Source organism: Vibrio sp. 1F263, assembly GCF_041439035.1.
In the GTDB taxonomy this organism is placed as follows: Bacteria; Pseudomonadota; Gammaproteobacteria; order Enterobacterales; family Vibrionaceae; genus Vibrio; species Vibrio tasmaniensis_A.
The window spans coordinates 238,850-262,788 of the sequence record NZ_JBGONI010000002.1 but is presented as its reverse complement, the minus strand read 5'-3'; the positions used below and the strand labels follow the sequence as shown (position 1 = coordinate 262,788).

At 45.8% G+C, this 23,939-nt stretch carries 26 protein-coding genes and 3 pseudogenes; 7 read left to right on the top strand and 22 right to left on the bottom strand.

Annotated elements, in window-relative coordinates; translation table 11 throughout:
- Positions 1 to 6: 6 nt before the first annotated feature.
- From ACED25_RS02455 to ACED25_RS02375, 17 genes are all read right to left on the bottom strand, one after another.
- Positions 7 to 1,368: a conjugal transfer protein TraH gene (locus ACED25_RS02455; protein ID WP_371694558.1), complete on the bottom strand. Its 1,362-nt coding sequence runs from the start codon at positions 1,366 to 1,368 to the stop codon at positions 7 to 9.
- Complete coding sequence (traF, locus tag ACED25_RS02450) at positions 1,365 to 1,802, bottom strand: conjugal transfer protein TraF (RefSeq protein WP_016799993.1); 438 nt, start codon at positions 1,800 to 1,802, stop codon at positions 1,365 to 1,367. Before traF (ACED25_RS02450) ends, ACED25_RS02455 begins: the two co-directional genes overlap by 4 nt.
- A gap of 15 nt (positions 1,803 to 1,817) precedes the next feature.
- Positions 1,818 to 2,627: a type-F conjugative transfer system pilin assembly protein TraF gene (traF, locus tag ACED25_RS02445; protein ID WP_170962434.1), complete on the bottom strand. Its 810-nt coding sequence runs from the start codon at positions 2,625 to 2,627 to the stop codon at positions 1,818 to 1,820.
- A gap of 12 nt (positions 2,628 to 2,639) precedes the next feature.
- A complete protein-coding gene (locus ACED25_RS02440) occupies positions 2,640 to 2,843 on the bottom strand; it encodes a hypothetical protein (protein WP_016799995.1) in 204 nt (67 codons plus the stop codon).
- 24 nt (positions 2,844 to 2,867) lie between these two features.
- Positions 2,868 to 4,628, bottom strand: coding sequence for a type-F conjugative transfer system mating-pair stabilization protein TraN (traN, locus tag ACED25_RS02435; protein ID WP_017061844.1), 1,761 nt, complete (start codon positions 4,626 to 4,628; stop codon positions 2,868 to 2,870).
- Entirely contained in the window at positions 4,625 to 5,311 is a 687-nt protein-coding gene (gene trbC / locus ACED25_RS02430) for a type-F conjugative transfer system pilin assembly protein TrbC (protein ID WP_016800267.1), read from the bottom strand. The genes traN and trbC overlap by 4 nt, the downstream gene beginning before the upstream one ends.
- A gap of 12 nt (positions 5,312 to 5,323) precedes the next feature.
- The gene (gene traU / locus ACED25_RS02425; RefSeq protein WP_220503519.1) at positions 5,324 to 6,325 is read right to left on the bottom strand and encodes a conjugal transfer pilus assembly protein TraU; all 1,002 of its coding nucleotides are present in this window, start codon (positions 6,323 to 6,325) and stop codon (positions 5,324 to 5,326) included.
- An 11-nt stretch (positions 6,326 to 6,336) separates the two neighbouring features.
- A complete protein-coding gene (traW, locus tag ACED25_RS02420; protein ID WP_017061842.1) occupies positions 6,337 to 7,059 on the bottom strand; it encodes a type-F conjugative transfer system protein TraW in 723 nt (240 codons plus the stop codon).
- Between the two features lie 4 nt (positions 7,060 to 7,063).
- A complete protein-coding gene (locus ACED25_RS02415; protein WP_016800271.1) occupies positions 7,064 to 7,411 on the bottom strand; it encodes a TrbI F-type domain-containing protein in 348 nt (115 codons plus the stop codon).
- Positions 7,408 to 9,951: a type IV secretion system protein TraC gene (gene traC / locus ACED25_RS02410; protein WP_102579842.1), complete on the bottom strand. Its 2,544-nt coding sequence runs from the start codon at positions 9,949 to 9,951 to the stop codon at positions 7,408 to 7,410. Before traC ends, ACED25_RS02415 begins: the two co-directional genes overlap by 4 nt.
- 4 nt (positions 9,952 to 9,955) lie before the next feature.
- Positions 9,956 to 10,336 carry a type IV conjugative transfer system lipoprotein TraV gene (gene traV / locus ACED25_RS02405; protein ID WP_016800273.1) on the bottom strand — a complete coding sequence of 127 codons (381 nt, stop codon included), beginning with the start codon at positions 10,334 to 10,336 and terminating at the stop codon, positions 9,956 to 9,958.
- A gap of 11 nt (positions 10,337 to 10,347) precedes the next feature.
- Positions 10,348 to 11,760 carry a TraB/VirB10 family protein gene (locus ACED25_RS02400; RefSeq protein ID WP_017061841.1) on the bottom strand — a complete coding sequence of 471 codons (1,413 nt, stop codon included), beginning with the start codon at positions 11,758 to 11,760 and terminating at the stop codon, positions 10,348 to 10,350.
- Positions 11,757 to 12,482 (bottom strand): type-F conjugative transfer system secretin TraK, encoded by a 726-nt coding sequence (gene traK / locus ACED25_RS02395; RefSeq protein ID WP_016800276.1) that lies wholly within the window; start codon positions 12,480 to 12,482, stop codon positions 11,757 to 11,759. Before traK ends, ACED25_RS02400 begins: the two co-directional genes overlap by 4 nt.
- Complete coding sequence (traE, locus tag ACED25_RS02390; protein ID WP_016800277.1) at positions 12,479 to 13,039, bottom strand: type IV conjugative transfer system protein TraE; 561 nt, start codon at positions 13,037 to 13,039, stop codon at positions 12,479 to 12,481. The genes traK and traE overlap by 4 nt, the downstream gene beginning before the upstream one ends.
- Positions 13,039 to 13,344 carry a type IV conjugative transfer system protein TraL gene (gene traL, locus ACED25_RS02385; protein WP_016800278.1) on the bottom strand — a complete coding sequence of 102 codons (306 nt, stop codon included), beginning with the start codon at positions 13,342 to 13,344 and terminating at the stop codon, positions 13,039 to 13,041. Before traL ends, traE begins: the two co-directional genes overlap by 1 nt.
- 41 nt (positions 13,345 to 13,385) lie before the next feature.
- Positions 13,386 to 13,688, bottom strand: a complete 303-nt coding sequence (locus ACED25_RS02380) for a type IV conjugative transfer system pilin TraA (protein ID WP_016800279.1) — start codon at positions 13,686 to 13,688, stop codon at positions 13,386 to 13,388.
- 174 nt (positions 13,689 to 13,862) lie between these two features.
- Positions 13,863 to 14,234: a hypothetical protein gene (locus tag ACED25_RS02375; RefSeq protein WP_017102844.1), complete on the bottom strand. Its 372-nt coding sequence runs from the start codon at positions 14,232 to 14,234 to the stop codon at positions 13,863 to 13,865.
- A 1,063-nt stretch (positions 14,235 to 15,297) separates the two neighbouring features.
- On the opposite strand from ACED25_RS02375, the gene ACED25_RS02370 reads away from it, so the two are divergent.
- From ACED25_RS02370 to ACED25_RS02350, 5 genes and pseudogenes are all read left to right on the top strand, one after another.
- A complete protein-coding gene (locus ACED25_RS02370) occupies positions 15,298 to 15,972 on the top strand; it encodes a Rha family transcriptional regulator (RefSeq protein WP_017103377.1) in 675 nt (224 codons plus the stop codon).
- Positions 15,973 to 16,246: 274 nt separating this feature from the next.
- Positions 16,247 to 16,504 (top strand): annotated as a pseudogene (locus ACED25_RS02365) (IMP dehydrogenase); the annotation flags it as partial.
- 85 nt (positions 16,505 to 16,589) lie between these two features.
- A pseudogene (locus tag ACED25_RS02360) lies at positions 16,590 to 16,822 on the top strand (hypothetical protein); the annotation flags it as partial.
- A gap of 160 nt (positions 16,823 to 16,982) precedes the next feature.
- A complete protein-coding gene (locus ACED25_RS02355; protein ID WP_241906634.1) occupies positions 16,983 to 17,384 on the top strand; it encodes an ASCH domain-containing protein in 402 nt (133 codons plus the stop codon).
- Positions 17,385 to 17,433: 49 nt separating this feature from the next.
- Complete coding sequence (locus tag ACED25_RS02350; RefSeq protein ID WP_102491599.1) at positions 17,434 to 17,943, top strand: ATP-binding protein; 510 nt, start codon at positions 17,434 to 17,436, stop codon at positions 17,941 to 17,943.
- A 41-nt stretch (positions 17,944 to 17,984) separates the two neighbouring features.
- On the opposite strand, the gene ACED25_RS02345 is transcribed toward ACED25_RS02350, so the two are convergent.
- The 5 genes and pseudogenes from ACED25_RS02345 to ACED25_RS02325 form a co-directional block, all read right to left on the bottom strand.
- Complete coding sequence (locus tag ACED25_RS02345) at positions 17,985 to 19,043, bottom strand: N-acetyltransferase (protein ID WP_371694557.1); 1,059 nt, start codon at positions 19,041 to 19,043, stop codon at positions 17,985 to 17,987.
- Between the two features lie 16 nt (positions 19,044 to 19,059).
- On the bottom strand, positions 19,060 to 19,536 hold the full coding sequence (locus tag ACED25_RS02340; protein WP_102491594.1) for a Panacea domain-containing protein: 477 nt from the start codon (positions 19,534 to 19,536) through the stop codon (positions 19,060 to 19,062).
- Positions 19,533 to 20,636 (bottom strand): hypothetical protein, encoded by a 1,104-nt coding sequence (locus tag ACED25_RS02335; RefSeq protein WP_371694556.1) that lies wholly within the window; start codon positions 20,634 to 20,636, stop codon positions 19,533 to 19,535. Before ACED25_RS02335 ends, ACED25_RS02340 begins: the two co-directional genes overlap by 4 nt.
- Positions 20,636 to 20,857 (bottom strand): annotated as a pseudogene (locus ACED25_RS02330) (transcriptional regulator); the annotation flags it as partial. The pseudogene ACED25_RS02330 and the gene ACED25_RS02335, both read right to left, overlap by 1 nt.
- 293 nt (positions 20,858 to 21,150) lie before the next feature.
- The gene (locus ACED25_RS02325) at positions 21,151 to 21,825 is read right to left on the bottom strand and encodes a glutathione S-transferase family protein (RefSeq protein ID WP_371694555.1); all 675 of its coding nucleotides are present in this window, start codon (positions 21,823 to 21,825) and stop codon (positions 21,151 to 21,153) included.
- Between the two features lie 483 nt (positions 21,826 to 22,308).
- Between ACED25_RS02325 and ACED25_RS02320 the strand changes: the two genes are divergently transcribed.
- Both ACED25_RS02320 and ACED25_RS02315 read left to right on the top strand, forming a co-directional pair.
- Entirely contained in the window at positions 22,309 to 23,406 is a 1,098-nt protein-coding gene (locus tag ACED25_RS02320; RefSeq protein WP_017077471.1) for a YdcF family protein, read from the top strand.
- Between the two features lie 130 nt (positions 23,407 to 23,536).
- Positions 23,537 to 23,788 (top strand): DUF2999 family protein, encoded by a 252-nt coding sequence (locus tag ACED25_RS02315; protein WP_371694554.1) that lies wholly within the window; start codon positions 23,537 to 23,539, stop codon positions 23,786 to 23,788.
- The last annotated feature ends 151 nt before the right edge of the window (positions 23,789 to 23,939 follow it).

Here is a 23,939-nt window from a genome sequence, read left to right as displayed (position 1 = left end):
TCTCCTTTAATGGCCAAAGGTGAGGTTCGATAGGGTAGCGTCACTTGCCGATTGGCTAAGGAGCTTTCGTTTGCGTTTTAAGCGCTCAGTGAGGGCTAAGTACGCGTTCAATTTTGTTTTGTGACGGTCTCGAATGGTTTGTAAGTAATCCCTTGCACTGTTGATGCCTTCGAGAGTGCGATTGACGTCGGTTGGGTTAACCGAAGCGAGGTTGGTCATGGATTGATTGACGATCATCAGCATGTTGTTGAGATAGGCATGCAAGAGATCGGCGGCAATATTTTGAGCGTATAAATGGCTTTCTGGTTGTAGGTTGAGGTGCGCATCATCAATGAGCATTGCTAAGATAGGAATGTCACTGAGTTCAACAAAGCTCTTCTCTGAGTCGGTGATAGGTTGGTCTGATTGTAAGTGGGCATAGAGCGTATCGACGGTGTGGCGCACTTTGGCGTTAAAGGCTTGGCTTTCATTTAGGCTGATGGCGCTTAGGCTCATCGAAAGGCAGGTCTCGGTGTTGTCGCATCGATACACCTCCAAATCCCCTCCGGTCAAAAGGGCGTTAATGGCGGTGTCGTTACCCACTAACATGGCCGGAATGTAGCTTGGCGTCCCCTGCGCGTCGTAAATGACGGTGCCAGTGAGGCTTACGATAAACTCGGCGACCTCTTGATTGTCTTGAAGGTAAGCGCTTTTCATGAGCGCATCCCACACCACATTTAAGTTCACTTTCACTGCGTGCGCCGTGGCGTCATCGGTGTTGCTAGCCAGTGTGCTCTGGTTGGTACGGACGTTGCGACATTCGTGTTGCGCTTCTAACCAATCAGCGAAAGCGTTGCTTTGCGTGCCTAGGGTGGCGCAGGCATGTCGCTTGGCTTCCCCATCGGTAAAGGCCGCTAAACCAGAGACCGCCGATTGCGCTACTTGGCAAGAGTTCATCGAGGTGGTGAGGAACTGATCAGCAATGGCTTGCAGTTTGTCCCGATTCTCTTTGATGCTCGGCGCCCAAGTTTGCAGCGCTAAATCCACCGCGAAGGGCACGGCGTTGGCAATGACGGCTTTACCAAAAGCCACCAGTTGGTCAGAGTTAATATGAGAAAAGCCGCCCATAAAGGCGTCAATGCCACCGCACCCTGCGCTGACAGAAGGCAAGGTGATGGCGGCCAGTTGAATGTTTTTGATGTTGGTGCGAGCAAACAAACTGCCCGCATTATAGTAGGTGGCGGATTGACCCTGATAGGCACTTGGGTTCGTGATGTTGCTGTTAAAACTGCTGTCATCCCAAAAGCTGTTCATGGCGTCGCCCAAGCCGCCGGCATGAAGTGAACATGAAAGACTCATTAAGAGAGCCAGGAGGATAGGTCGCGTCATTGTAAACTCTCCATGATGGCCACATCGGCGCGCAAGGCTTGGTAGCTCTTAAGCAGCTCAGTGTATGGAACATTGCCTTCACTCAAACGCACGTACTTACCATTGCTGACGTTGATTAAGAACGTGGCGGGCGTAATGGCGTTTTTGAGATCCCCAAAAAACGCAGCGGTGATGTCAGAGTTGGTCGGTATAGGCGTCGCGTAACCGGGGATGGGTTGTCCGTCAAAGGAGAAATCGTACACAGGTAGTTGAGTAGTTTGCTCTAGCCGCTTCATGGTTGGGGCAAAGTGGTGACACTCAGCGCACTGACTAAAATGGAAGAACACCAAGGCGTATTGGCCTGTCATCGCATGAGGGGGTTGCGCTTGAGTGAGGGAGGTTGAGGCGAGCGTCATCAGCGTACTCAACAATAACGTGCGGATAAAAGCGTTCATCGGGGCGTCCTTAAGTTAAAAGTCGCTGTCTTGGTAATTGGTCGCGACGTTGTGAAAGCGAGAGAGCAAGTCTTTTTGTGAAATGAAGCCGTAGGCGAGGGGCTTGAGTGCTTTGGTGTGGATATTGGCCAGCATTAAAGCCGGTGTGTAGCGCACCTGTACACGCCCTGTCTTATCAATACGGTTTTCATTAATCGTCTCAAAGGTCTGACCGTCTTTGCTGATCCCGACCAGTTCGATGTGGTACCGGTGGGCAAAGTCTTGGATTGAGGGTGCTAGGGTTTGAGATAAGGCGTCTTGCCCTTCGTAGATGAAGTAGAGGCCCCAACCTTCTTGTACCAATTGACGCACAGTGGCTTCGTTTTTGAGTTGGATACCTTGATAGTACGTCGCTCTTGCGGCTTGCTCTGTGGGGCGGTCTTTGGTGTACGAGTATTCGGGGTGTTCGTTGATGAGCTTTTTGAAGGTCATGCCCGTTTGCGTGGTCTTGCCATCGATGAATTTTTTCAGCTTCATCAATTTTAGATTTTTCTCTTCATCGGTTGGGTTAATGGTGGCATCGTTTAACGCTTCATCAAACGCGCGGTGGAACCATTGCATCTGCTCGGTGGCGCTCATCACGGTAGAGACGCTGTTGGGGGGGAGGCTCTCCTCCTCTTTGGGAGGGACTTTGGGCGCTTTGGTCTCGTTATACCAGCGCCACCCCTTGGGGGGCTCATCGGCGATACTGTGAAAGGCCAATAAAGCCAACAACATTAACGGTAGGGATTTGATTGTTAATCGGTTAATTGAGTTGTTCACCGTTTTTGTGGATAAGTCCTTCATGGTGTGACCTCATTATTGCCAGAAACTCAGCATCTTGTGGGTGCGCGTGTGAAATAACGTCCAAAGTGCTTCATCAATGCCACGCTGTTGTTGGTGCCTCATCATTTCTTGCTTGAGCTGATGGAGTTTTCGTTTGAACAGAAGATGCCGAATAAGGGTGATGGCAAACCCGGTTGTCGACAGGGTGGCCACAAGTAAAGGGAGTAGGGGATCCATATCATGTCCTCATCATTGATTAAGTTAATGGCGATAAGCGCTGTGTAATCGCTCTTGGATTTCTGTGGCCGAAGGCAGGTTGGTGTTGCCGTGCATGTCGTCGTAGAAGTCCGAAAAGTCGAGGCGTTCAAAATCTATGTCTTGAAGCTGCTCGGGGGTAAGGGCGCCGCAAATGGGGTGTTTGGCGGTTCCCAGACTGATGCCAAGTTGACCTTTCGAGCCTTGCTCTTGGATGATGCGCGCCAATTTGCTATCAAAGACGCAGTAGGTCTTCTTTTCCCGGATACACGCGCCTAAGACCTTTTCTGCGCAATAACGGCCAAGGGCTATCGTAATGCCTTGCTCTTTGGCTTGACCGAGCGCTTTCTCTTCATCATTGCATTGGGCTATGCCAATACTCGTGCCCCAACCGCCGTCTTTACAGCAGTCGGCAAAACCAAAAGCGGCGTCTGTGCACTTCATGCCTTTGCCTGTAAATATCTTCGGTGGGTTACCCATACCGTCAGCGGCTTCTGCGAGCGCGGCTAAGGCTGAGGTGCTTTCATTAAAGCGGTTTGAAGTGGTCGCCATGGCTTCAAAGCAATCGCCATCCAGACAAAAGCTCTCTTCTCCACAGATTAATTGGGTGGCACTGCAGCGCCGCTGTGGGCAGGATTTATTGACTTTCTCCTCAATGCACACACCGTTTTGCTGGAGGCTGCAATGGGTTGACGTCGTGGTGCAATCGGCGGGCAGGACGTTGCACGTATTGGGTCGAGTGCATTGGTGCTCAACCCGATACTTCCAGCAATCAAGCGTGGTCGGTATGCCATTAATGATGCGGGTGGCTCGACCTTCAATGCATTGCTGGCGAGTGATCTTGCATGAGTTCATCAGGTTGCATTCTGTTCGCCAAGTAATGTTGTTCTTGATGCAGTTCCCTCCGGATAAGGAGAATCCGTTTGAGCAGCTCAAGGTGACTTTTTTCGTTTGTGTGGTGGGGCGACAAATCTGGTAGCGTTTATACCAGGATTCGTTACTTTTCCAGACAATGTGGTCGGTCTGTTTTAAATCGCCAAGCGTGTAGCCTTGGTTGGGAGAGACAACCTTCCCATCCCAGAAATACGTGGTATCTGACCCTGTAAACCCTCTTGTTCCCCCCGTTTGCCTCACGTAATTGTGATTATCGTGTCGGCATTGTGAGAGAGGGCGTTGGCAATTATCCCCTTGCTTTGTCCAGCCGGATGGGCAGCGGTAGATCACTTCACTAAGGCTCACGGAGGCGACGGGGACTTTGTCACACGGGACCGGGTTGTGAGTTGGTCGGTAGCATTGCTTTGCGATGTTATCAATGACGCATTGCGTGGCGTTGTCACAATCCACGTACTGATTAGACTGACCATGACTGATTTCATAGGCGTTCTCAATGCCAAGGGTGGCGAATCGATACGTGTCATCATTGGGGTTAATGGTGGCACTATTATTGTCAAACCCCTCTTGTATCGCTTGAGCGTGTTCGTTGTTGCCAAACTCCGACGTGGATTGGTTTGTGATTTGTGCATCAGTCATCCCGGCTTCATCAGGCTGTCGGATTTTGCTTTCACACCCTGGATTATTGTCGCTGCAGAAGTCTGACAGGTTAAGCGTCATTTCTGAGTCATTGTAAGCCTCGTTCGGGGTGTTTTTCGCCCACTCCACGTTGTCGTAGAATGTGTTTTCTTGAGGGGCGGCAAGGGTATGAAGGGAGAGTAAGAGAGCAGCGCTGAAAGAGAGAAAAACAAAAAGTAGTGAAAAGGGCGAATTCAAGGGGAACTCCTATTGAGCACTTGTTTGGCGATGTGTCCTACATCGCCTTGGCTTAAAATCGTTAATGCGTTAGGAAGGGAGAGGTTGCCGTGAACCATGTCGTAATCACTTTGCGGGCAAGACGCTTCATTGCACGCTTCTCCAATGGCCACAAACACGGGGACGTGGGTGATGTTAAATTGACGAAACCACTGTGGACTGATGGCAAAACCGCTATCAATGGCCATTTCTTCGTCGTCCGCTTCTAACAAACTCAGTATTCGAGAGGCTGTCGGTACCATGCCTTCTGGCAGTACCCCACGTATCACGAGCGGAACCTGATATTGCTGACTTTGTTTGAGTAGCTGTCTAAGCGCGTTATCTGGCATGGAAAGCGACACAAACACCATCACACCTTGCGCCTTTTTGTTTGGATTTTCCTGAGGCACCCCAAGAACACTCGCCAGTGGCGAGTCTTGCAACACGTTATCGAGGTGTTGATTCATCGACAACGCTTCTTGCTTATGTTGCTGACCTCGTTCAAGAAAGGTGGTCAGTTCACTGTGATTGGTTGGCGCTGCAATGGTCTGCTCTTGCTTGGCAAGCGCTTTGAGCTCTTCTTGAGAGTAACCCTTCTCGGCTGTTGAGAGAGGGCTAACCAGCAGAATAAGTAACAGCCATGAGGCTCTTGGGCTAAATGACATCGTCTCATTTCCTTATAAAAATACGCAATTACGTTTTCGCCAGTTCACAAAACCAAAGTTACCGCCGGTGGTTGGGTTGTCTTTACCTTGCTCCCAAAGTGACGAGGTGGTGCCATAGGGATAACAATGAGCGGCATCACCAATCGGTGCCGACAATTGATAGCGATAGCGACTTTTCGGCAAGATAGGCTCTGGCCATTGGTAACAGATTGCGCCATCTTCGCCCCGGGTTTCCCACACAATGCCTTGCCTGTGCATTTTAAAATTAAAACGCTCTAACATCAGTGTGCCAACTTGAGGGCCGGTATGAGAGTAAGCGCTATTACCGGTTAATGGGTAGACGCTGCCTTGTGAGCCTAAACACCAAAAAAGCGCATCAAAAGGCAAAACGCGCCCGGTGGTGGTCGCCATGGCTTCGGTGATGCAAGAGAGCTGCGTGATGGGGTGGCCAAACAAAATGGCTTCGGGGTTAAGAATGAACGACATCTCATCATCATCCCAAAACGGGTCAAGCTCGGTGAGGTAGGCCACATCGAAATTATCCGTGGCCATGCAGGCGGCCGACTGCATCAGTTGTAGCCAGTAAATCACCGGATATTTGTACCAATGCACGTGATAAAAAGCATTGCCGCTGGTTTTGCTGCTTGAGTCGTGCTGCGAGCCTCCTATTTGTTGGCTATTGTCATTACTCAACTGCATCCCCATGTTGACCATGCAATAAGGGACTCGCGTCACGTCCACCAAGGAATACGGCTCCCAATACCCAATATTTAAGCCAATTTGCATAAAAATGGGCGGGGGTTTAGGACAATAGGAGATCGGCATGCTTGGGTTGGCGGTGTCAGGGTATGTCGAGCTAATGAGAGGCACACTGCCCAGTGTCATAGGAAATAGGCAGTCCCAACAAATATCAGACAATGGATTTAAGAAATGCCCCGTACAAGCGGCGGATTGAGCTTGGGTTTGCCAAGGAAATAGGAACAAACCAAGCAGTAATAACCCATGGGATCTCAAGGTCTTTCTCCTTATTTTGTGTTCGTCGCACTCTTGTTTATGGTGGTGAACGGCGTCACATCGATCTCTGTGATCTTCCACCGCGCTCCGTCTTGTTCAATCAGAGCGGGAATGTGTGAGAGTTGAAATTGACGGCTGTAGTGACCTTGTTGGTCAAAATAAATTCGGGCGTCAAACTCCGTGGCGACGTTTTCTGGACTGCCGTTGGTGAGGGTCCATTTTATCGGCTTATCTGCGCGGTATTGTTTAGCCCAAGCGCGCTGGCTTGGGTCGTCACCATCAAGAAAGACAATCACATACGAGTAATCGAATGATTGTTTGGGAATGTCGACTGGCCAAGTGTCGGTATCAAAAGGGTTGATGACGAGGCCTTTAGCATAAAGGAGGTTACCTTGTGCATCTTTGATATCGGTGGCCAGCTTTAATGATGGGTCGATGTAAAAGGTGTTGGGCGCGGTGGTGGCGGTCAACCCTTTAACGGGAGGGGGTCTTCGCACGTTATTTTCTACGTTCTCCACAAACTGCTGTTGCATCTTTGCGGTTTCTCCCGTGGCTTCTAAGTGTGTCAATCTGCTGTTAATCCATTGCAACATGTCTACCTCTGCAATAGGGAAAAGTTCGCCTTGACGCCCAAATTGTTGACTAAGAGCGGTGGGGGCGATGGCAAGTAAAGTGAGACCGAGCACCTTTGAGAGTGCTGTTGGTTTGATGAATGAATGCCCGTGAACAATCATAAGATCATGACTCCTTTTTAAGCGCCTCAATAACGTAATGTTGGATCTCGGTGGTTCTATCCGGTGCGCCGCTGATGAGCGCGCCTGGCACGATAATCACGAGATGGTGCGCTTGCGCGTATTCTTTCAAGAGCCGCCTGAGTTCCGTATCAAAGGTCGCCAATTGCGCGCTGTGCTCCTGATCGCTGAGGTTGGCTTCAATGAGTTGGTCTTGATATTGCGCTAACGTTTGTTCGATATCGAAGACCACGATTTGAGGGGCGGTGTTGAGCTTGACGGCCATCAGCGTGAACATCATCAACACTATGGCAAACAGGGCACCGACAAGACGTGTGTGACGGATGGATTTCATTTGGCCTCCTTACCATAGATGAGGGTGTTGAAGATCTCAATTTCTGGTCCGTAAAAATGCTCTGCGGTTTGATTGACCGCATCCATGAGTGGGACGCCTTGGTTCATCAAGGTTTCACAGTACTCAAACTCATGCGGCTCTGTCGAAAGGCACGCACGAGTAAAAGGATCGGCAAACAAGCGATGAAAGGTCGTTACATCACCGGTTTTTAGCATGACAGAGCTGTAACCGGCGATGGAGGACTTTTCAAAACTCTTGATGACAAATTGCTCATAGGGTGAAAAGTGTGAAGGATTGTCTTTGATGAATTTCGCCAATCCACTGCCTTGACGCAGAGTGATGTGAATGTCGGAGTTATTGAACGCAGCGAGCGCTTCAGGTGTGCTGTAAAAATCCTCAATCCCTTGCGTCACGGTGCAAAACGAACCCCCAAATTTTCGGGCGGTGCGATAACCGGTATTGATGAATTCTTGTGCCTGTGCATTAGAGCCAGCCATCAGAGACCACGCCTCTTCAATGATGCACATCTTCGGCGTTGAACGAGAGCCTGAAAGGTACATCTGCTGAGTGATGCTCGACATCAGCGCAAAAATCACCGGTCGCATGATGTCCGAGGGAAATCCGTCGAGTTCAATGGTGGTAAAGTGGACATTGGGATCCAGCATGGACGGTTTATTGAAGGTGTCACCGTAGATCCCCTCTGAGCGGTATTTATTCAGTTGCATGGCGATATCAGAAAGGCGGCGATCACCGCCTTGTTTTTCGGCCGCCGCAAACAGCGCTTCTTGCACATGGTCAACCAACGTCTCGCTTTTGTGTGCCTGCCAAGCCGCAATGATGCAATCACCGAGGACCGATTTTTCAAAATCTCCCATTTCGTGTGTGGGGCAGGCCATGGTCGCAAAGAGTCCGGTGATGGTGTGCAGCGTTTCCTTGAGAGGGTTGACCTGTTCGCCTTTTTCATCGGTATAGTCATCCCCCATGGCAATGCGTTCCAGATGAGTGAATGGATTGAGGTAAATCTTCTCAGCCGTCATGTAGCGGCCGCCAAGCATCAAGGTGAGCTTTTTAAAGCTCTTTCCTTTATCTAACGCCCAGATTTTACCGTTCATGGCAAAGAGGGTTTCGGCGAGCTTTTGCACAAAGAAGGATTTTCCTGCCCCGGAGCCTCCGGTCAGGGCGATGTTGTAGTTATCTGAGCCACAATTAAACGGATTAAACCAAAAGGCTTGTTGGCGCATGGTGGGAAGCATCATGCCGCCACTGAAATTCTTTACGTCCATCACAAGAGGCAAGAGGTTGGCCACATTGCCGGTTTTTACGGTTTGAATGCGTCCAGCACGGTCGCAATCGGCCCAAAACCCATCGGTCATCATGAACGGTAAGGTCGTCATGAGCGCTTGGCTTTGCAGCATCGAGACGGTTTGTAAATCAATCCCGCCAGAGCGAAAGGCGTTAATGGCAGTAGTGCGATGCAGTCGCTCGGATTTTTTGTTGGTAAATAACGTCAGCGTCAGGTGCATGTATGCCATGCTGTTGATGCCATCCGACATTTCATCTCGAATTTGCTCGCGTTCGCTCTGCTCTTTCTTCGCTTGAGGGAAGAAAAATGCCATCGGGGACTTGAGTGTTTTTTCCAGCTCTCCAAGGCGTCCGCCATTTTTGGTCGCAAAACTGCCCGATTCTTGATGGCGAAAATTGAGGGTCATGAGGTGTGGACATTGCACATTTTTGGCCACGCTCTTTAAGGACGCAAAACAATCGGGCAAGGCGTAAAGGCGGAAAGTTCGAGGTGTACTGCGTAAACCCAATGAAATGATCCGCGAGGTCACCGTTTGATGTTGGCGGTTACTAAAGCGAACGTCGGTGTAATGTCGGCGAGTTAAAAACTCGGTATCAGGAGAGAGGACTTGTTTGTAGATCAACGCTTCTGGTGCGTAGTCAGATCCGCGAGGGGCGGTTTGTGTGGGGTCAAAATTGAGAATGCCTTCGACGTAGTTGATTAAGCCTTCGGGGGTAAGCGGCGTGAGCTCCAGTCCAATTTGGGATAAAGTCGTGGTGAGCGCCTCTTTGCAATCCAACACACTATCAACATCGTCCGTACTGGAGACAAACAACCACGCGCTGTAATCTTTGATGTCAAAGTAATGCTTCTGACGATGAAAAAAGCCGTGGTGAGCCGCAAAGTTGGCGTAATCGGCTTCTTGTTTTGCTAATTCACTGCAAATACCCGCACGAGCGGATTTCAAGGCGGTATTTTGCTCAATCAAATGACTCACGTGGTTGTGGCCCATCATGGAAAAATGGTAATCCCATTTATGGCCAGGCGGTAAATCCATGATGAGACGGTTAAATGCCTCCACCATGTCGTCATTCGCCCCCGTTAAGACGCTCAATTTGAATCCAAATCCTACGCCCTTTTTGTTATGAAAGAGGCTGTGCTGCGCATCAAAAGTGCGGTAAGGCAGTTCAGAATGAAGGTGGTTATATTCACGTTTGGCTTCTTGATAAAAACCCTTTAAATCTTTTGAGACGCCCATGGCGTTAATCCTTCTTGATAGCCTGAACAGGGCGACCTGTCCAGGTAGACTCGTCTAACACAATGTAAATATCCATTGTGTCGAGGTAAGTGGTGGTGTCATCCGAAGTAAAGGGAAAAATCACCACCTTCCTAACCGTGTCTTGGGTTCGAATAGGATGGCCTTCACGGGTGCGTCTTGGCAGTAAGGCAAAAGGGTGGGAAGCCAGGACGTTAGCCTCGGCGACTTGTTGTGTTGTTGGGTGTGTCGAGATGTTGCGAATGTCATCCATGCTGGCGCAGCCGGGTATACCGCCGATTTTTTGGCAACTAAATTCATCTTGAAAGCCCGCAGAGCAACCTGCTAGTAGGCTAATAAGCAGCGCTGTGAAAAGTTTGATAGTCATAAAAGCCGACCTTAATTTAATTGTTGGTTAACTTCTGCCGCGAGAGGGTTGAGTGTGATGGTTTCTAAAAGGGTGTCTGGTTTTGCTTGCTCTTGCTCTTTTGTCTGATGATCAACATAGCGTTTGATCGCTTCCTCATCATCCAGAGGGAACCCTTTCGTAAAGACGATATTCACGATGCCCCCTGGATTGATTTCGATGAAGGGGTGATATAACTCGGCTAAGGCAATGTAGTAATCCGAAAGCTTACTCCCCACGTCCGAGGTGGCATTGCCCAATAAACTTAATCCCACATCCTTGCTGTTGAGGCTCGACGTTGAGCCAAGCGCTGAGGTTGAGGTGGTGCTGGCCAAGCCCGCCCCGGTCTCACCCAGTCCTGTTAAGATGCCTGAGATCCCCGCCATTTGGACGATTTTGCCGTTACGTAAAATCGAGGTGCCACGGATGCCATTGCGCCCAAAGTTAAAGACGGTGCCTTGAACGGGGATATCTAAAATTCGACCGTCCCGAATGCAGCTGAGGGTGTGAGTGCGCGCCACGCCGCGATTGGAAGAAAGGTCACCGTACACGCTCCCAATGATGGTGCAGTCTTTGAGGTGGCTCTTTTCTCCATTGGGCAACACGCCTTCATGCACGGTTTGAAACACGATGGGGGCGGTATCACTTTGGCCGAACGCCCCGGCATTGGCATCGGCGCCACCGGTGATTTTGGCGGTCACAAAGGTGCCCGACGGGACGTAATTGTCGACGGTTCGTTGGTACGCTGACTCTGAGGAGGCTGTCCAAAAAAAATCAAACGAGTCAAACGCTTGCCCTTGGTCATCAAACGAGGCCTTATCGGCTTTGCTGTATTGAAAGCTCTCTTTTTGCAGATCATTGGTGGCGTAAGAGGGTAAAGGTTTGGGAGGAAGTGGGCGCGAGCCAAACGGCGCAGGCTCTCCCATGACGGTGAGGTGACCGGCTTCCTTTGAGGATAGCGATTGGGTTGATGGCAAGGCGATGGTGCGCTGCGCTTCTTGATGTTGGCGTAATTCCTCGCGTAAGATCTCGTTCTCTTTCTTCATTTGCGAAATCGTATTTTCGTTGCTCGTCATCAAACGATCGACGTCTCGATTGAGGTTTTCCATCTTTTCTTTGACGTCTTCAATGTCTTGACCTTGTAAGGTCAAGGCTGAGCGGTTGTCTTTGTCGGTAAAATCATCAGTAATGATTTCCCCAAAATTGGGGGCTGACTCAACGACTTCTTTCGCAGTATCTAGCGAGGTTCGAGGTTGTTTAAAGGCTTTAAACGCAAAAAAAACTGCGACTAAGAGCGCAACGGCTAACAGGCTGAGTATTTGGTTACGCTGCTTACTTTGGTCATTGGCGAGCACTCCATCCTCTAAGTCTGACTCTCTAAAAAGCCACTGTTTCAATCGTTTCATTCGCGACCTCCTGTGATGATGTACAGATGTGTAGATTCACCTGGGGGTAAGGTATAACGGTCAAGTGAGGCGCTCCGACTGGCGTAACTGTAAAATTGCGCTTCGGTCAGAGTGACGGTGTCATTGGATTGGTTTTTAACTTGATAAATAAGCCCTGAGAAGGGGCGGCCTACAAAAAGGGTCTGCGGAATAATGGCCAGTGGCGACGTGTCTTTGGGGAGGGTTTCGGGGTCAATCGGATGGACACGAAACCCTGGGATAGGCGTCTTTGAACGCTGCCAATGTATCATTTGTTTGGTGAGTTGCCCCAAGGCCAAAGGGTATTCGAGATCTTTTTCAAAGACACTTTTCTCTGCAGTAGAGCGAAGCGGAATAAACTCATTCACCACCGCAGGGACGGCTTTAGGGTTGATAAAAAGCGAGAAATTTTGACCTTTCTCTGTGGTGACGTGCGCGGTAAAAGGCAAGGCGATGTTGAGTTTGACGGTAATAGAGCCCGATTGGTCTCGTTGATTGGCTTTAGCGAGACAAAACCCTCTAGGGCAATGAAGGTTTAATATCTTGTCGTCTTTCACTACTAAACGGTTGGTGTTGACCGAGGATAAGGGCAACACAATGGTATCATTTTGCTCAAAATAGTAGGTCTTTGCGTCAATCGTATGGGCGTGGCTCATGATGGGTAACAACAAACCAAAAAAAGCATAAATCAAGCGTATTTTCATAACGGTATCTCTTGGGCGATGGTGTGAAGTTCAATCAAGCCACTTGAGTAATCGGCTTGGAGTAGATACGTCACGGGCTCAGGGTCAAGTGTGCGCCCCGCGATGGTTTTGTTGAGCGTGCCTTTGACCCGTATTTTCATTTCATTCAGGTTGATAGACAGCGTGTCAACTTCAAAAAAACTGGTGACGTCGTTCTCGATGATAAATTCGGCTTCTCGCATCAACTTGTCTTGTAAGCCACTCCAGTATTTAGGCGGCACGTAGGTAATGAGTAAGTTGAATTGACGTTTAACGTTAGAGGGCGTGACATTAAATTTTAGGTGTATCCACCAATCGGCCATCATAGAAAGATACGCTTCATCAACCGCATCGCTTGAGATCGTAAACGCTCGGTCGATATGAGGTGGCACGAAGGTGCGCTTTTCCGCTTGGTTTTGGCTTAATAAAGCAAAACTCAACCCAGCGGTTCCTAAGGCGGTGATCAACACCACCGCGGTGAGGACGTAATTGATAAAGCGAGCCGCTTTAAGCGCCTCGCCGTTATGTTCATTGAGCATCAGTAAATCCAATATTTTTTTGTGGCTGGGGGCGTGCGTTTAAAAATGGTTTTATTCGCTGTGTCATCCCCATACCAGTGGATGAAGTGAATGATGAATTTGGGGCCGTGTCGGACTTTTAAGCTGCGAATGGTGAGGAAAAAGCCGATACACACGGCGACCGCGACCAACCGATTGATGTTGAACAACATCAAAAACAACAAGATAGAAGGGAGTATTTCATCGATTGGAAATCCGACTATTTTGACGTCGGTTTGTAAGTAGTTTGGAAAAGCGAAGAGGGTTTGTTTGTCTTGATGATCCATAGTGAAATAGGGCGAATAGTTTCGCGCTCTCCTTATGTGGTTTATAAGCCTACAAACCCTTTACCAACTTCCCAGAACACCACGCCAACGAAAAAGCCGATGATGCCACCCACCCAGTTCTTTTGCATGATGCCCACGATGATGCCGCCAATCAGGCCTGCCACCAGAATGTAGAACTCGCCAGAAGACCCCGTCCCTACCGTGTTGGTCACGGTATCTTTACCACTGGCAAAAAGGTCATCGGCGTAAGCGGGTGACGCACAGGCAAAGTAGACGGCCAGTAGCGTACAAAAGTGACGCCAATACGTAAGAGGAAGGTTGAAGCGTGAGGTTTTATCTTTCATGTGGTTACCTTTAAATGTAAATAAAAGAGGCACGACATCGCACCGCTTTTATCAAAAGGGGTGTCGTGCATCTGGTGGGTTGAAAAATGGACGTTGTTCGTTCGTCATACTTTTGGGCATGCTTGGAGCCGCATGAATTAAGGTGTTGCCGTTGAGCCCTATGGGTCTTCTTGATTACATTAAAGGCAACAAGGAAGCGTTTACAGACTTCAAACCGCGATTGCGACTGACGTGTTGTTTCCAATTTTGAGGGGTCATGATTGTGTTCTTGAGTTTACGATAATGTTTTTTGCGAGCATTCTTTGATGGTGGTGGCGTGAGTTGACGGACTGATTGGGTGTGTTTTTGAACTGAAACGAAATGAACACCCTTCCAATAGAAAGGAAAGGGGAGGCGGTCAGTAAAAGGCAATAAAGCAGCAAATGCCATGTATTCACGCCCGACCGGCCCCAGTTCTTTGAAGCTGACAAAATCCCCTTGTGCAACAAAGCGGCCTAATAAACTCACCGCATCATCTTCACGACAATATCCGTATACGATTTGCATTATTCAAACTCCTTTTAAGGACATTGTTTTGCTCTTTTAAAAGAACAAAACAATGGGCTCTCTCTCAAGAGCCGTGCTACAAACTGGCTTGTGTATTCTTGTAGTAGAATACGCACACCCAAAGGATGTGTTGTCTGGTATTCCCAAGTAACTCTGTTTAACCACTCAACCAGCATGCTTAATTGAGTAGAAAAACAGCCTTGGACATCGCCCCAGATAAGGCTCCTGAACTTTTTAGGCATATTACGCAGGCCTGCGCCCATCTGCGGCGCTTTTTGCAATAGTGAAGGCAGCCACTCTTACGGTGATGCGGGTGTTGGTATACCGATGAAATAAAAAACCGACGAATGTGTTTTTCGACTTTGATCTCAAAGACTGCGATATCAACGTAGTCAGTATGAATCAACATCAATGGGGAAGACAATGTTTGAAAACATCAACAACGCACAATGGACTTGGTTTTCGACATACCGTGAAAGAACGGGGCCAAAAAGGTTTTCTGACGTATATGCTCCCATGTCCCCTCTGGCCGGATAGTTGTCACTGTTAAAATTTAACCAGTTTGGGCGATAAAGAGTAATTGTGTCTCGTATTTCAGTAGAAATAAAACGAATCTAAATTAATCAATAATTTAGTGTGACTCTGGAACTGCGTGTCTTCCCTGGAATTGTTTTTGTCTCGATCCTTTCTACGTTCATGGGTGAGGCAAGCTGATTGTAAGAACCGCGCTCTATACAATATGCAACGCTATTAAACGTTTGACAGCGATCTTTCACATCGTTAACCTGTAACAGCACTGGCAAAATCCAGTGTCGGGATTAGTACCCCGCAGTAACTTACGGCACATGGATGCCAGCGTTTTGCTGGTTTTTTTATGTGCGGCTTTGGCACACCTGAACATAGGCGTTTTACCTAAAAAACGTACTATCAGCATTATGGTGGGCTGGGCGAGGGCGCTTCGGCGCGCCGTTTCGTAAGTGCGGTAGTACTAACCTTGTTCAGTTCACCACCCGAAGATTAGTACCTTTGTGTGGTGATATAAAAATCACTTACGGAGGCCATCATGCCTAATACAACTTCCCTTACCCTGACTGTATCTGATCTTGTCTTTAACCAAGGTGAGCAAATTCGCACCACTTCATTGAAAATCGCAGAAGCTTTTAATAAGCGTCATGATGATGTTTTACGTAAACTAAGAAGCCTAGAATGTTCAGATGAATTCATTGACCGCAATTTTACGGGCAATGAATATAAGGACAAAAGAGGGCGTACTTTACCCCTGTATGAAATGACCAAAGATGGCTTCATGTTCTTGGTTATGGGTTTTACAGGTACCAAAGCAGCACACATTAAAGAAGCCTACATTAACGCGTTCAACCAAATGGCTAGCCAACTCCGTAGTGCAATGCCAACACTTCCACTGTCACAATACCAATTACCTGCAAGTCGATTACCAAACTTTTACGATTCGGGTTGGTTACCTGCAAAGTACGAACGCTGCCAATCAGAAACCCATTGGACTTATCACATCAAATTCCAAATTCGACCAACTGGCGGAAAGTACTGCGCTAAGTTTGAATTAGGGGTAGGTGGCAAAGGTGAAACGCAACCGTGGTTTTCATCAAGCGGTGCTGAATTTATTGATAGCGGCTTTTACTTAGAGTATCGAGACATTGAAGAGTTGTGGGAAAACGTAAGGCTAGTATTAGAAAAGTATCGAGCGCATAGCCCGTATTGATAATAGGGCGGTCAAGCTCCCCCCGAACTTGACCTATCCAGACGCAGCAAGCAAAGGCGTTTGGGTTAGGTATAAATAATTTACATGTAATACATTTGCTGTGTAAATACTAAGTAAGGTTATGGGTACTGGTTCGCTCGCAAAAAGTGGCGACAAAAATGGCGGCATTCATTGTAAAACAGCGTTATTTATGGAGATAAAACGTCAATTGTCACTGTTTTTATATACATTATATTTTAATTAACATATTGATTTTTAATGTATTGTATTCGTTTTTTCCAAGTTCTATGGAATGTCGTCTCAGTCGGCTATGGACAAGCACTCAGGTGGTGTTGCTAAGTACCGTGCTGCGGAAGGTAAAACTGTTTTACTTCCATACCGTGGTTCAGTTCACAACACAATTTCTGACATCCTTGGTGGTGTACGTTCAACTTGTACATACGTAGGCGCAGCAAAGCTTAAAGAGCTAACTAAGCGTACGACTTTCATCCGTGTACAAGAGCAAGAGAACAACGTATTCGGTAAAGAGTAATCTGAACGAGTTCGAATAGTTTGAAGATCAAGAGCCGCTTTTAGCGGCTCTTTTGTTTGGGACTTATAAAGCACTTTTTAAATTAATCGAAGTCGAGTACGTGATTGGCTTAAAGTGAGTAAGTTGGTCGATATTAAATATCTGAGTTCCGATGATGAAGCCGAAACTATCGAGTTTGTGATACAGAAAGACCACTATGTAGTGGGGACGTATCAAGACCGAAAGCTGTATATTTTATTGTTTGGTGGAGAACCAAAGCACCCTCAGATTAAAGGCTTTGAAGAAGATGGAAAGAACAATGTGTACGGGTTGTTTTGAGCTAATTGATAGATAATCACAAGATTGTACTGTATATTAACACAGTGCCTGGAAGGTGCTGATTTTACAACGAGAGTTATTTCTCACAATGTCAGTTTTTCTGATGCTATTTGGCCTTTATAGGTTTAATATTCGCGGTCAGAACAGAATTAAGAGTTAAATGATGAAAGCGTTATTGTCTATAAAACCTGAATTTGTAGAAAAGATTATGTCTGGGGAGAAACTTTTCGAGTATAGGAAAGCTGTTTTCAAACGCCCAGAAGTCACGTCTGTTGTAATCTATTCAACAATGCCAGAGGGCAAGATCGTAGGTGAGTTTGAGATTGGTAGTATTCTAAAGAATCACCCAGAAGATTTATGGAAAGAAACGAAGAAAGATTCTGGTATTAAAAAACAGTTTTTTGATATGTACTTTTCTGATCGTGAAATTGCATATGCTATTCAAATAAAACAATTTAAAAAATATGATATACCTATTGATCCTTATGAGGTTGAACCCAACTTCAAAGCACCTCAGTCATTTAAATACATCGATTCTGCATCTAATTTGTGTATGAATTAGTGATTAAGCCGAGCTAACGCTCGGCTTTTTATATAAGAAGGCTAGCTAAATGAAAGACATATATTTTGTATCAGGTATACATGGTGTCGGGAAAGGTACGCTTTGTAATCAATTGAAATCTGAGTTGGGGCTGTCTGTTTATTCATGCAGTGAACTGATAAAGCAAAACTCCGAATACGTTGAAGATAGTAAAGTTGTTACGACGGCAGAACGAAATCAAGAAGCTTTGATCCGAGGGTTGAGCAAGATAAAAGAAGATAAGTTTTTGTTAGATGGTCACTTCTGTCTGATGGGGAAAGAGGAAGAGATCATCGTATTAGATGATATGGTTTTCGATGCGATTTCTCCTGTTGCAGTGATTAACGTTACATGTGATGCCCCGATCGTTCATGAACGTTTGTTGAAGCGTGATGGTAAAGCAATTAGCGCTGATGTATTGAGGGTACTTCAAGTAAAAGAAACGGCTAGAGCCGAAGAATACTGCAAGAAGAATTCTATAGGTTTATTTAATTACCAATCAGCTACACCTATAGCCACGTTACTGACGATTCTTAGTTAAAAAGGTAAGAAGCACTTAAATCGTGCTTCTTACCACATTATTTAAATCAAGATTTTTCGGTCAAGATCTGAGATATCAACAATATTATCAAACTGTTGATCGGTTAGCTGCATTACACCCCAGTAGTCATTTCTATTTAAGCCTGCTTTATCAGCGAGATCTCGACGAATAGGGCGCTTAGGAAGCGCAGCATTATATGTAAAGTTAATAACATAGGTGTATTTATTCTGTCGGTAAATAAGGCGTAACTCTGCATCGCTGAATACACTAAACTTAATACATGCTTTTACAAATTCATCCTCACTATTGTATTTGGAAAGAGTGTGGACATCTTCAATAACACAAAGTGAAGTGGCGACAGCTGTAAACTCCGCTGGGCCTTTATCATCTTTAGTTCTGTATATAACAACGACGTCTCCCCGTTTGAAGTCTAGAACTCCAGACATGCCGCAAATATAAACTTTATGAATGCTATTCGAATGTGAGATGTCTTTAACTATAGTTGTACCTTCGGTATGCAATATGGAGTCGGGAAATAACTTAGTATGATGTTGTGGGTAGATGCTCAGTAGATATTTATTATTTCCTTTAGTAGGGACGAACGGGTAATCTTTATCTACGTCGCCGTTGACTTTTCTCAAATCTCGCAATAAAACATTTTCAGTGCCGTTTTGCGTTGTTTTTGTTGCATAATCTTCAAACCCGTAGCGCTTAAATAGATCTGCAAGGTATTGGTGTTTTTGACCAAAAACAGTCACATATATATCTTCTACATTTGGATTTTGAGCCAATGCGTAGTCAAAGATTTTTTTCAAGTAACGATCACCACGGCGTGTTTGCATTGGGTTGAATTTAAATGTACCAACCTTCATATGTTGCGTATTTGGTAGCAAAGGATTTGTATCATCTCCTGGGCCTTGTTCAAACTTACAATATAAGAAGCCTTCAATTGTTCCTTGATCGTTGTATAGAACAAGAGCCTTATTATCTGCTTTTCGGTTAAACCAAGACGAAAATTCTACGTAGTCAGCTTTCAAAGTATCAAAAAATGAGTCATTTAAGTTTATTCCAGAGAATTTTTGTACAACTAAATTTTCCATTGAGTTAAGCCTTGTTCTAATTATGATTGATTGGTTTATTTCGATACTCATTAGCCAATGAAACGAGATCTAACTCAGAGTATCTATTTTGCGCACGTACAGGGTATGTTGAATAGACGTAGTTAATGAAATCATCAAAATACATATCTTTAGTTTTATCTATAACGAGGTCTAAAATTTGACGAGTTCTAAGAGGTAAGTCAGTTGAAATATTGGGACCTAGATATGACACTACTTTTTTTGATGAACCGAAGTTTGTTCTTGTTGATGTAATTGAAAAATTAGGGTTAAAGCTCACGCTATTAATTACGTCATCAACATAGGGTCCGTAGTGGTTAAAAACCCAGTTAATATGAGTCATTGTTTGACGATCTGCCAAAGCGCTAAACCAATCTGCTAGGTATACCAACTTAGTCAAACGAGCATTAGATAACTCGTTAGGGTACGGGTAATTGAGGCAGTAATAAGCAATGATCTGTTGAATTGGAATCATTCTGATACCTCTGACGTTGGGGCTAAACTATCTAATACATCTACCTCTGGGGCAGGTCGTTGATCTAAGTCGTCTAGAAAGTCTATGTCGGTTTTCATTGCCTCATGGTATTTACTGTTGATGTCATGCTCAATACCATGTCTAACAAATTGATTTAGGTGGCTCCAATTTTTTTCAAAATGCTCACGTGTTCGCTGAACTTGATTTTCGCATAAATCACAGCCCTTGGTACTTTCAATCAGAATAACACCTTGTGTAACATCTGCTTCTCTTATTGCCCTGCCAAAATATCGGCAAGATTTCATATTAAAGTTTTCTAGTTGCTCTCTTTTTAGGGGGTACTTTTCTTCAATCGCAGTGTAGAACTTATCAGGTTCTGATGAATTATACTCTGTCAATGAGTTCTCATGAACTTCTAAGTGTTGATATGCTTCGTAAATAATACCCCGACCCATTGCAAATTTTTGTCTATGGATTTGGTTGTACTCAGCATTCGGTGAGTACCGTGCGAGCAAATAGAAATGACTGTTATAAGCATAATAAATACTCACACGGGCGTGTGTATTGTCCTTTACTACTGCATCATCGTCATTCATTAAATAAGCAAATGTTCCTTTTAACCAAGTTGTCACCAGCTCTTGGTGTTTCTCTCGCAACAGGCCGTTCAGCCTAGCTATTTCCTCTTGATTAGAAGTCACTATCTCTCGTATATTTTGTTGATCCGAAAGTTTCTCTTCTAACTTTTTATTCTTATTGGATAAGTTTTCATAATCTTTACCCGTGCCACTAATCCCTAAATATAAAAACATGCACGCAAATAGAAAGTGGAGGTAAGGATAAGAGAGTAGGACCCATAAGGCTTCTAGAATCCATATGAATCCAGAAAAGAACTGTATATGGTGCCAAGCACTCCCGTCCTCTAGACTGAAAAAAGATTTTGCGCCACTTGCAAACCCGCCAGCATAAGTAAAAGAGGCGGTGCCGAGCACGGTTAAGAGAATATAAAAACCTTGCTCAAGCTTTTGACTTACCTTTTGTAACGTTCTGGTTTTTGTAGAGTATCCAAACTTTAGATCGTGTTGGTTATCCGGGGTGTTCATTAAGCCATCTCCAACACAAATGCAAATCTACCAATAACTTTCACTTCATCTTTTTCCAATGTTGGAGTTGAGCCATTAAAGCTGATCACAAGTTTTTTACCAGATAAATTCTGGATATCATTTAGAGAAAGTAAGCCGTCGTACGTGCCACTTACTGCTTGGTGAACTTGCTTATCGACAAGGAATCTAGTTTCATCGTGCTCGATGCCCATCATATACAAACCACGCTTAGATCGACTTAAAGGCTCGTTTAAAAGCCTATGAATTGTTTAATGAAATATAGAATATCATTATGATCTCATATCAAGTAGCTCTAAATCTGTATTTTATGACTTACAACAGTTACTTACGGCTTTGAGAACGCATATAAAATAGGTTAGTTGGTGCAACAGAATCAAGGTCGAAGGATGTTGAACGAAGAGGGAGGGTGTAGTTTGAATTTAACTTGAGAGGGAAATAGAGAAAAGTGGCCCAGCCGATCACTACTGAGCCTCATTGTCAGGCTTTACTACTTCTACTTCGCATAATTCGAAGGAAACAGTGCTCGTTTCGCTTCTTCATCACGTTCAGTTTTAAATTCAACGCCTTTGCCGATTTCGCGAGCACGCAGTGCTGCAGGGCGGGCGTTGATTGCGTTAAACCAGCGCTTCAAGTTCGGGTAAGGTTCTAGGCCTTCTTCACCAAGCACGAAAGGTGCTTTATCAATCCAACCCCATGCAGCGACATCAACAATGGTGTACTCATTTCCGACGATAAATTCACGACCTTCCATATGCTTCTCTAACACTTCGTAATGACGTTGTGCTTCACGTAGGTAACGGTTCACAGCGTAGTCTAGGCCTGTTGGCGCGGCATGACGGAAGTGTACCGATTGACCAGAATAAGGGCCAAGGCCACTCGCGATAAACATCATCCAAGAGAGCAGTTCAGCTCTGTCTTCTGGTTGTCCCCCAAGCTCGCCAATCTTCTCTGATAGGTACAGAAGGATAGCGTTTGAATCGAACACGCGTTGCCCATCGTCTTCAATGGCTGGTGTTTTACCGTTCGGATTTATTAAGCGATATTCCGGTGTGTGTTGCTCGCCCTTTAAGGTATCAACAGGAACAAGTTCAAAATCTAGGCCTGTCTCTTCCAAAAACAGAGCGATCTTCATTGGGTTGGGTGTTTGGTGAAAATAGAACTTAAGCATGGGGTAACTCCTTGTATTGGTCATTTATTAAAGCACCACTTGAACGATCGTTCAATGTTGATTTTTGAATTTTCTGTGAATTGACTGATTTGATATCACACTCTGTGCTTTTTGAACTTGGTTGAGCAAACGTGAATGAGCGTCGACTTGTAGAGAGATAGCATTTTAAGTTGCTGAAATAATGGACATAAAATGCACATTTAGGTTTGATGTTGAGCTTCGAAACTTACGGGTTTAGATGGAATAGGCATGTGGGATTCGAAGTTAAATATTCCAAAATCATTAAGGGAGCCACTCATAACTCGAAGCTATCTGGATATTTGAGCTTACTCTGGCGCATAAAATCGTGATCTGCAGCCACATCTTATGCAACAAATGAATATTAACCTTGGAGAGTAAGGTTTGGTTCACGGTTTTTTAATCTTGGCGGCTTACATTGGTGAGCAAATCTGATGTGAACACTTAACGACACAGGATCTTTCCATGAAAAAGAACATTATCGCCCTCGCTCTTGGTGGCATGCTCGCTTTTGGCGCAACACCTTATTCTTTTGCTGCTAACGATGGCGCAGTACAGGCTTCAGCGGATTACGCGCAGTTGGTGACTAAGCGACAAGTTGTCGACCAATTACTTCTTGATGCGTTGCAGGCGTTTAAGTCTCCGGCAAGAATTTCACACGCGGGCTTCACGGCTAAAATGCCAAGCAACATGGAAATTGTGACTAACCGATTGTTAGAAGCGTACCAGCTAGAACCTTACCGTACTGACTTGTTGATCTCGGCAGCGAACGCTCAGATCTACAACAAGAACGCAGAACGCGCTATTGAGTTGTTTGAACAAGCACTGACGGTTGCGCCAGACGATGTCGACCTTCATGCGTATCTAGCGGTTTGGCAGCGATTTGAAGGCAATGAAAGTGAATCGAATAAGCACATGGAGAAGCTGGAAAGCCTGAACAAAGGTAAAGCAGAAGACATCAAACGTATTTTTGCAACGGTCGACCGCGTGTTAGAAACACCTCTTAAAGAGTCTGCGGATAAGGGACTGTTGAGCGACCACGGTGCCATCGTCACTTTGGGTTACGCGCTTAACCCTGATGGTTCTATGCATGAGATCTTGATTGAACGTCTTGAAACGACATTAGCAATGTCGAAAGCGAACCCAGACGCGATGATCGTGTTAACCGGCGGCGTGCCTAAGAACCATAAGACAGAAGGTAAGTTAATGGCGGATTGGCTTATCTCAAAAGGGGTAAGCAAAGACCGCATCATTGAAGAGAACTACGCGACCAGCACGGTAGGCAATGCCTTGTTCAGTAGCTATGCGCTTGCTCGTCATGATATTAAACACGCGACCATTATCAGCTCGGCAAGCCATGTTCGTCGTGGTCAAACTCTGTTTGAAATTGCTAGCTGGCAAACTGGCCCTCAGGGCATTACCTTCGATACGGTCTCTTACCCAGACAAGCCGCTAGAAGATCTTAAGAAAGCGAGCAGTGGTGAGCTATTAGGTATCTACCGTGATGCTCTAAGAACTTATGGCATGTGGAGCTACCGTTCTTACCCATTGGAATCTCGTTAAGCCCAAGCATTATTTGCGTTTGGGAAAAGTGCGGTTCGCGTTAAACCAAAGCTTCACTTGTTAGTACAATCGAGCACAGCTAGATGGTATGCTGTGCTCCTACTTAATTTAGTGTTTCAAAGGCAAAAAAATGAACCCGATTTTAGCAATGTTGAAAGAGAACAATATTAGCGACGAGCAGATCAGCGAGATATTCAAGACGTTGACAGAGAACCCTCTTGCAGCAATGGCGACAATCAGCCAACTTGGTTTACCTCAAGACAAACTTCAAATGCTGATGGGTCAGGTAATGCAAAACCCTGCGCTAATCAAAGAAGCAGTTGAAGAGCTTGACCTAGATTTTTCTAAGGTTGAAGCGGCTAAAGAGCAACTTCAAAAATAATCGAGTGTGATATGGCGATTGAGCTCATGAGCGATAGCCGGTTTGGCTAACGGCTCTTGGCAGCGCTAATTAGACTCTAATAAAAAGCCGTTTGAGCATTGTGATTGATGCTTGAGCGGCTTTTTTGATCGCCATTAGAATAGGTTAGGGT

Excerpts from the sequence above, each read along its gene's own strand:
- ACED25_RS02350 (WP_102491599.1), top strand. The coding sequence starts at position 17,434 with ATGAAAGACATATATTTTGTATCAGGTATACATGGTGTCGGGAAAGGT.
- ACED25_RS02400 (WP_017061841.1), bottom strand. The coding sequence starts at position 11,760 with ATGAAACGATTGAAACAGTGGCTTTTTAGAGAGTCAGACTTAGAGGAT.
- traL (WP_016800278.1), bottom strand. The coding sequence starts at position 13,344 with ATGGATCATCAAGACAAACAAACCCTCTTCGCTTTTCCAAACTACTTA.
- ACED25_RS02380 (WP_016800279.1), bottom strand. The coding sequence starts at position 13,688 with ATGAAAGATAAAACCTCACGCTTCAACCTTCCTCTTACGTATTGGCGT.
- ACED25_RS02370 (WP_017103377.1), top strand. The coding sequence starts at position 15,298 with ATGCCTAATACAACTTCCCTTACCCTGACTGTATCTGATCTTGTCTTT.
- ACED25_RS02325 (WP_371694555.1), bottom strand. The coding sequence starts at position 21,825 with ATGCTTAAGTTCTATTTTCACCAAACACCCAACCCAATGAAGATCGCT.
- ACED25_RS02355 (WP_241906634.1), top strand. The coding sequence starts at position 16,983 with ATGATGAAAGCGTTATTGTCTATAAAACCTGAATTTGTAGAAAAGATT.
- trbC (WP_016800267.1), bottom strand. The coding sequence starts at position 5,311 with ATGTCATTTAGCCCAAGAGCCTCATGGCTGTTACTTATTCTGCTGGTT.
- traV (WP_016800273.1), bottom strand. The coding sequence starts at position 10,336 with ATGACTATCAAACTTTTCACAGCGCTGCTTATTAGCCTACTAGCAGGT.
- traF (WP_170962434.1), bottom strand. The coding sequence starts at position 2,627 with ATGAAGGACTTATCCACAAAAACGGTGAACAACTCAATTAACCGATTA.
- ACED25_RS02440 (WP_016799995.1), bottom strand. The coding sequence starts at position 2,843 with ATGGATCCCCTACTCCCTTTACTTGTGGCCACCCTGTCGACAACCGGG.
- traW (WP_017061842.1), bottom strand. The coding sequence starts at position 7,059 with ATGATTGTTCACGGGCATTCATTCATCAAACCAACAGCACTCTCAAAG.
- traF (WP_016799993.1), bottom strand. The coding sequence starts at position 1,802 with ATGAACGCTTTTATCCGCACGTTATTGTTGAGTACGCTGATGACGCTC.
- traE (WP_016800277.1), bottom strand. The coding sequence starts at position 13,039 with ATGCTCAATGAACATAACGGCGAGGCGCTTAAAGCGGCTCGCTTTATC.
- ACED25_RS02415 (WP_016800271.1), bottom strand. The coding sequence starts at position 7,411 with ATGAAATCCATCCGTCACACACGTCTTGTCGGTGCCCTGTTTGCCATA.
- ACED25_RS02315 (WP_371694554.1), top strand. The coding sequence starts at position 23,537 with ATGAACCCGATTTTAGCAATGTTGAAAGAGAACAATATTAGCGACGAG.
- ACED25_RS02320 (WP_017077471.1), top strand. The coding sequence starts at position 22,309 with ATGAAAAAGAACATTATCGCCCTCGCTCTTGGTGGCATGCTCGCTTTT.
- ACED25_RS02345 (WP_371694557.1), bottom strand. The coding sequence starts at position 19,043 with ATGGAAAATTTAGTTGTACAAAAATTCTCTGGAATAAACTTAAATGAC.
- ACED25_RS02455 (WP_371694558.1), bottom strand. The coding sequence starts at position 1,368 with ATGACGCGACCTATCCTCCTGGCTCTCTTAATGAGTCTTTCATGTTCA.
- traC (WP_102579842.1), bottom strand. The coding sequence starts at position 9,951 with ATGGGCGTCTCAAAAGATTTAAAGGGTTTTTATCAAGAAGCCAAACGT.
- ACED25_RS02335 (WP_371694556.1), bottom strand. The coding sequence starts at position 20,636 with ATGAACACCCCGGATAACCAACACGATCTAAAGTTTGGATACTCTACA.
- ACED25_RS02340 (WP_102491594.1), bottom strand. The coding sequence starts at position 19,536 with ATGATTCCAATTCAACAGATCATTGCTTATTACTGCCTCAATTACCCG.
- traK (WP_016800276.1), bottom strand. The coding sequence starts at position 12,482 with ATGAAAATACGCTTGATTTATGCTTTTTTTGGTTTGTTGTTACCCATC.
- ACED25_RS02375 (WP_017102844.1), bottom strand. The coding sequence starts at position 14,234 with ATGCAAATCGTATACGGATATTGTCGTGAAGATGATGCGGTGAGTTTA.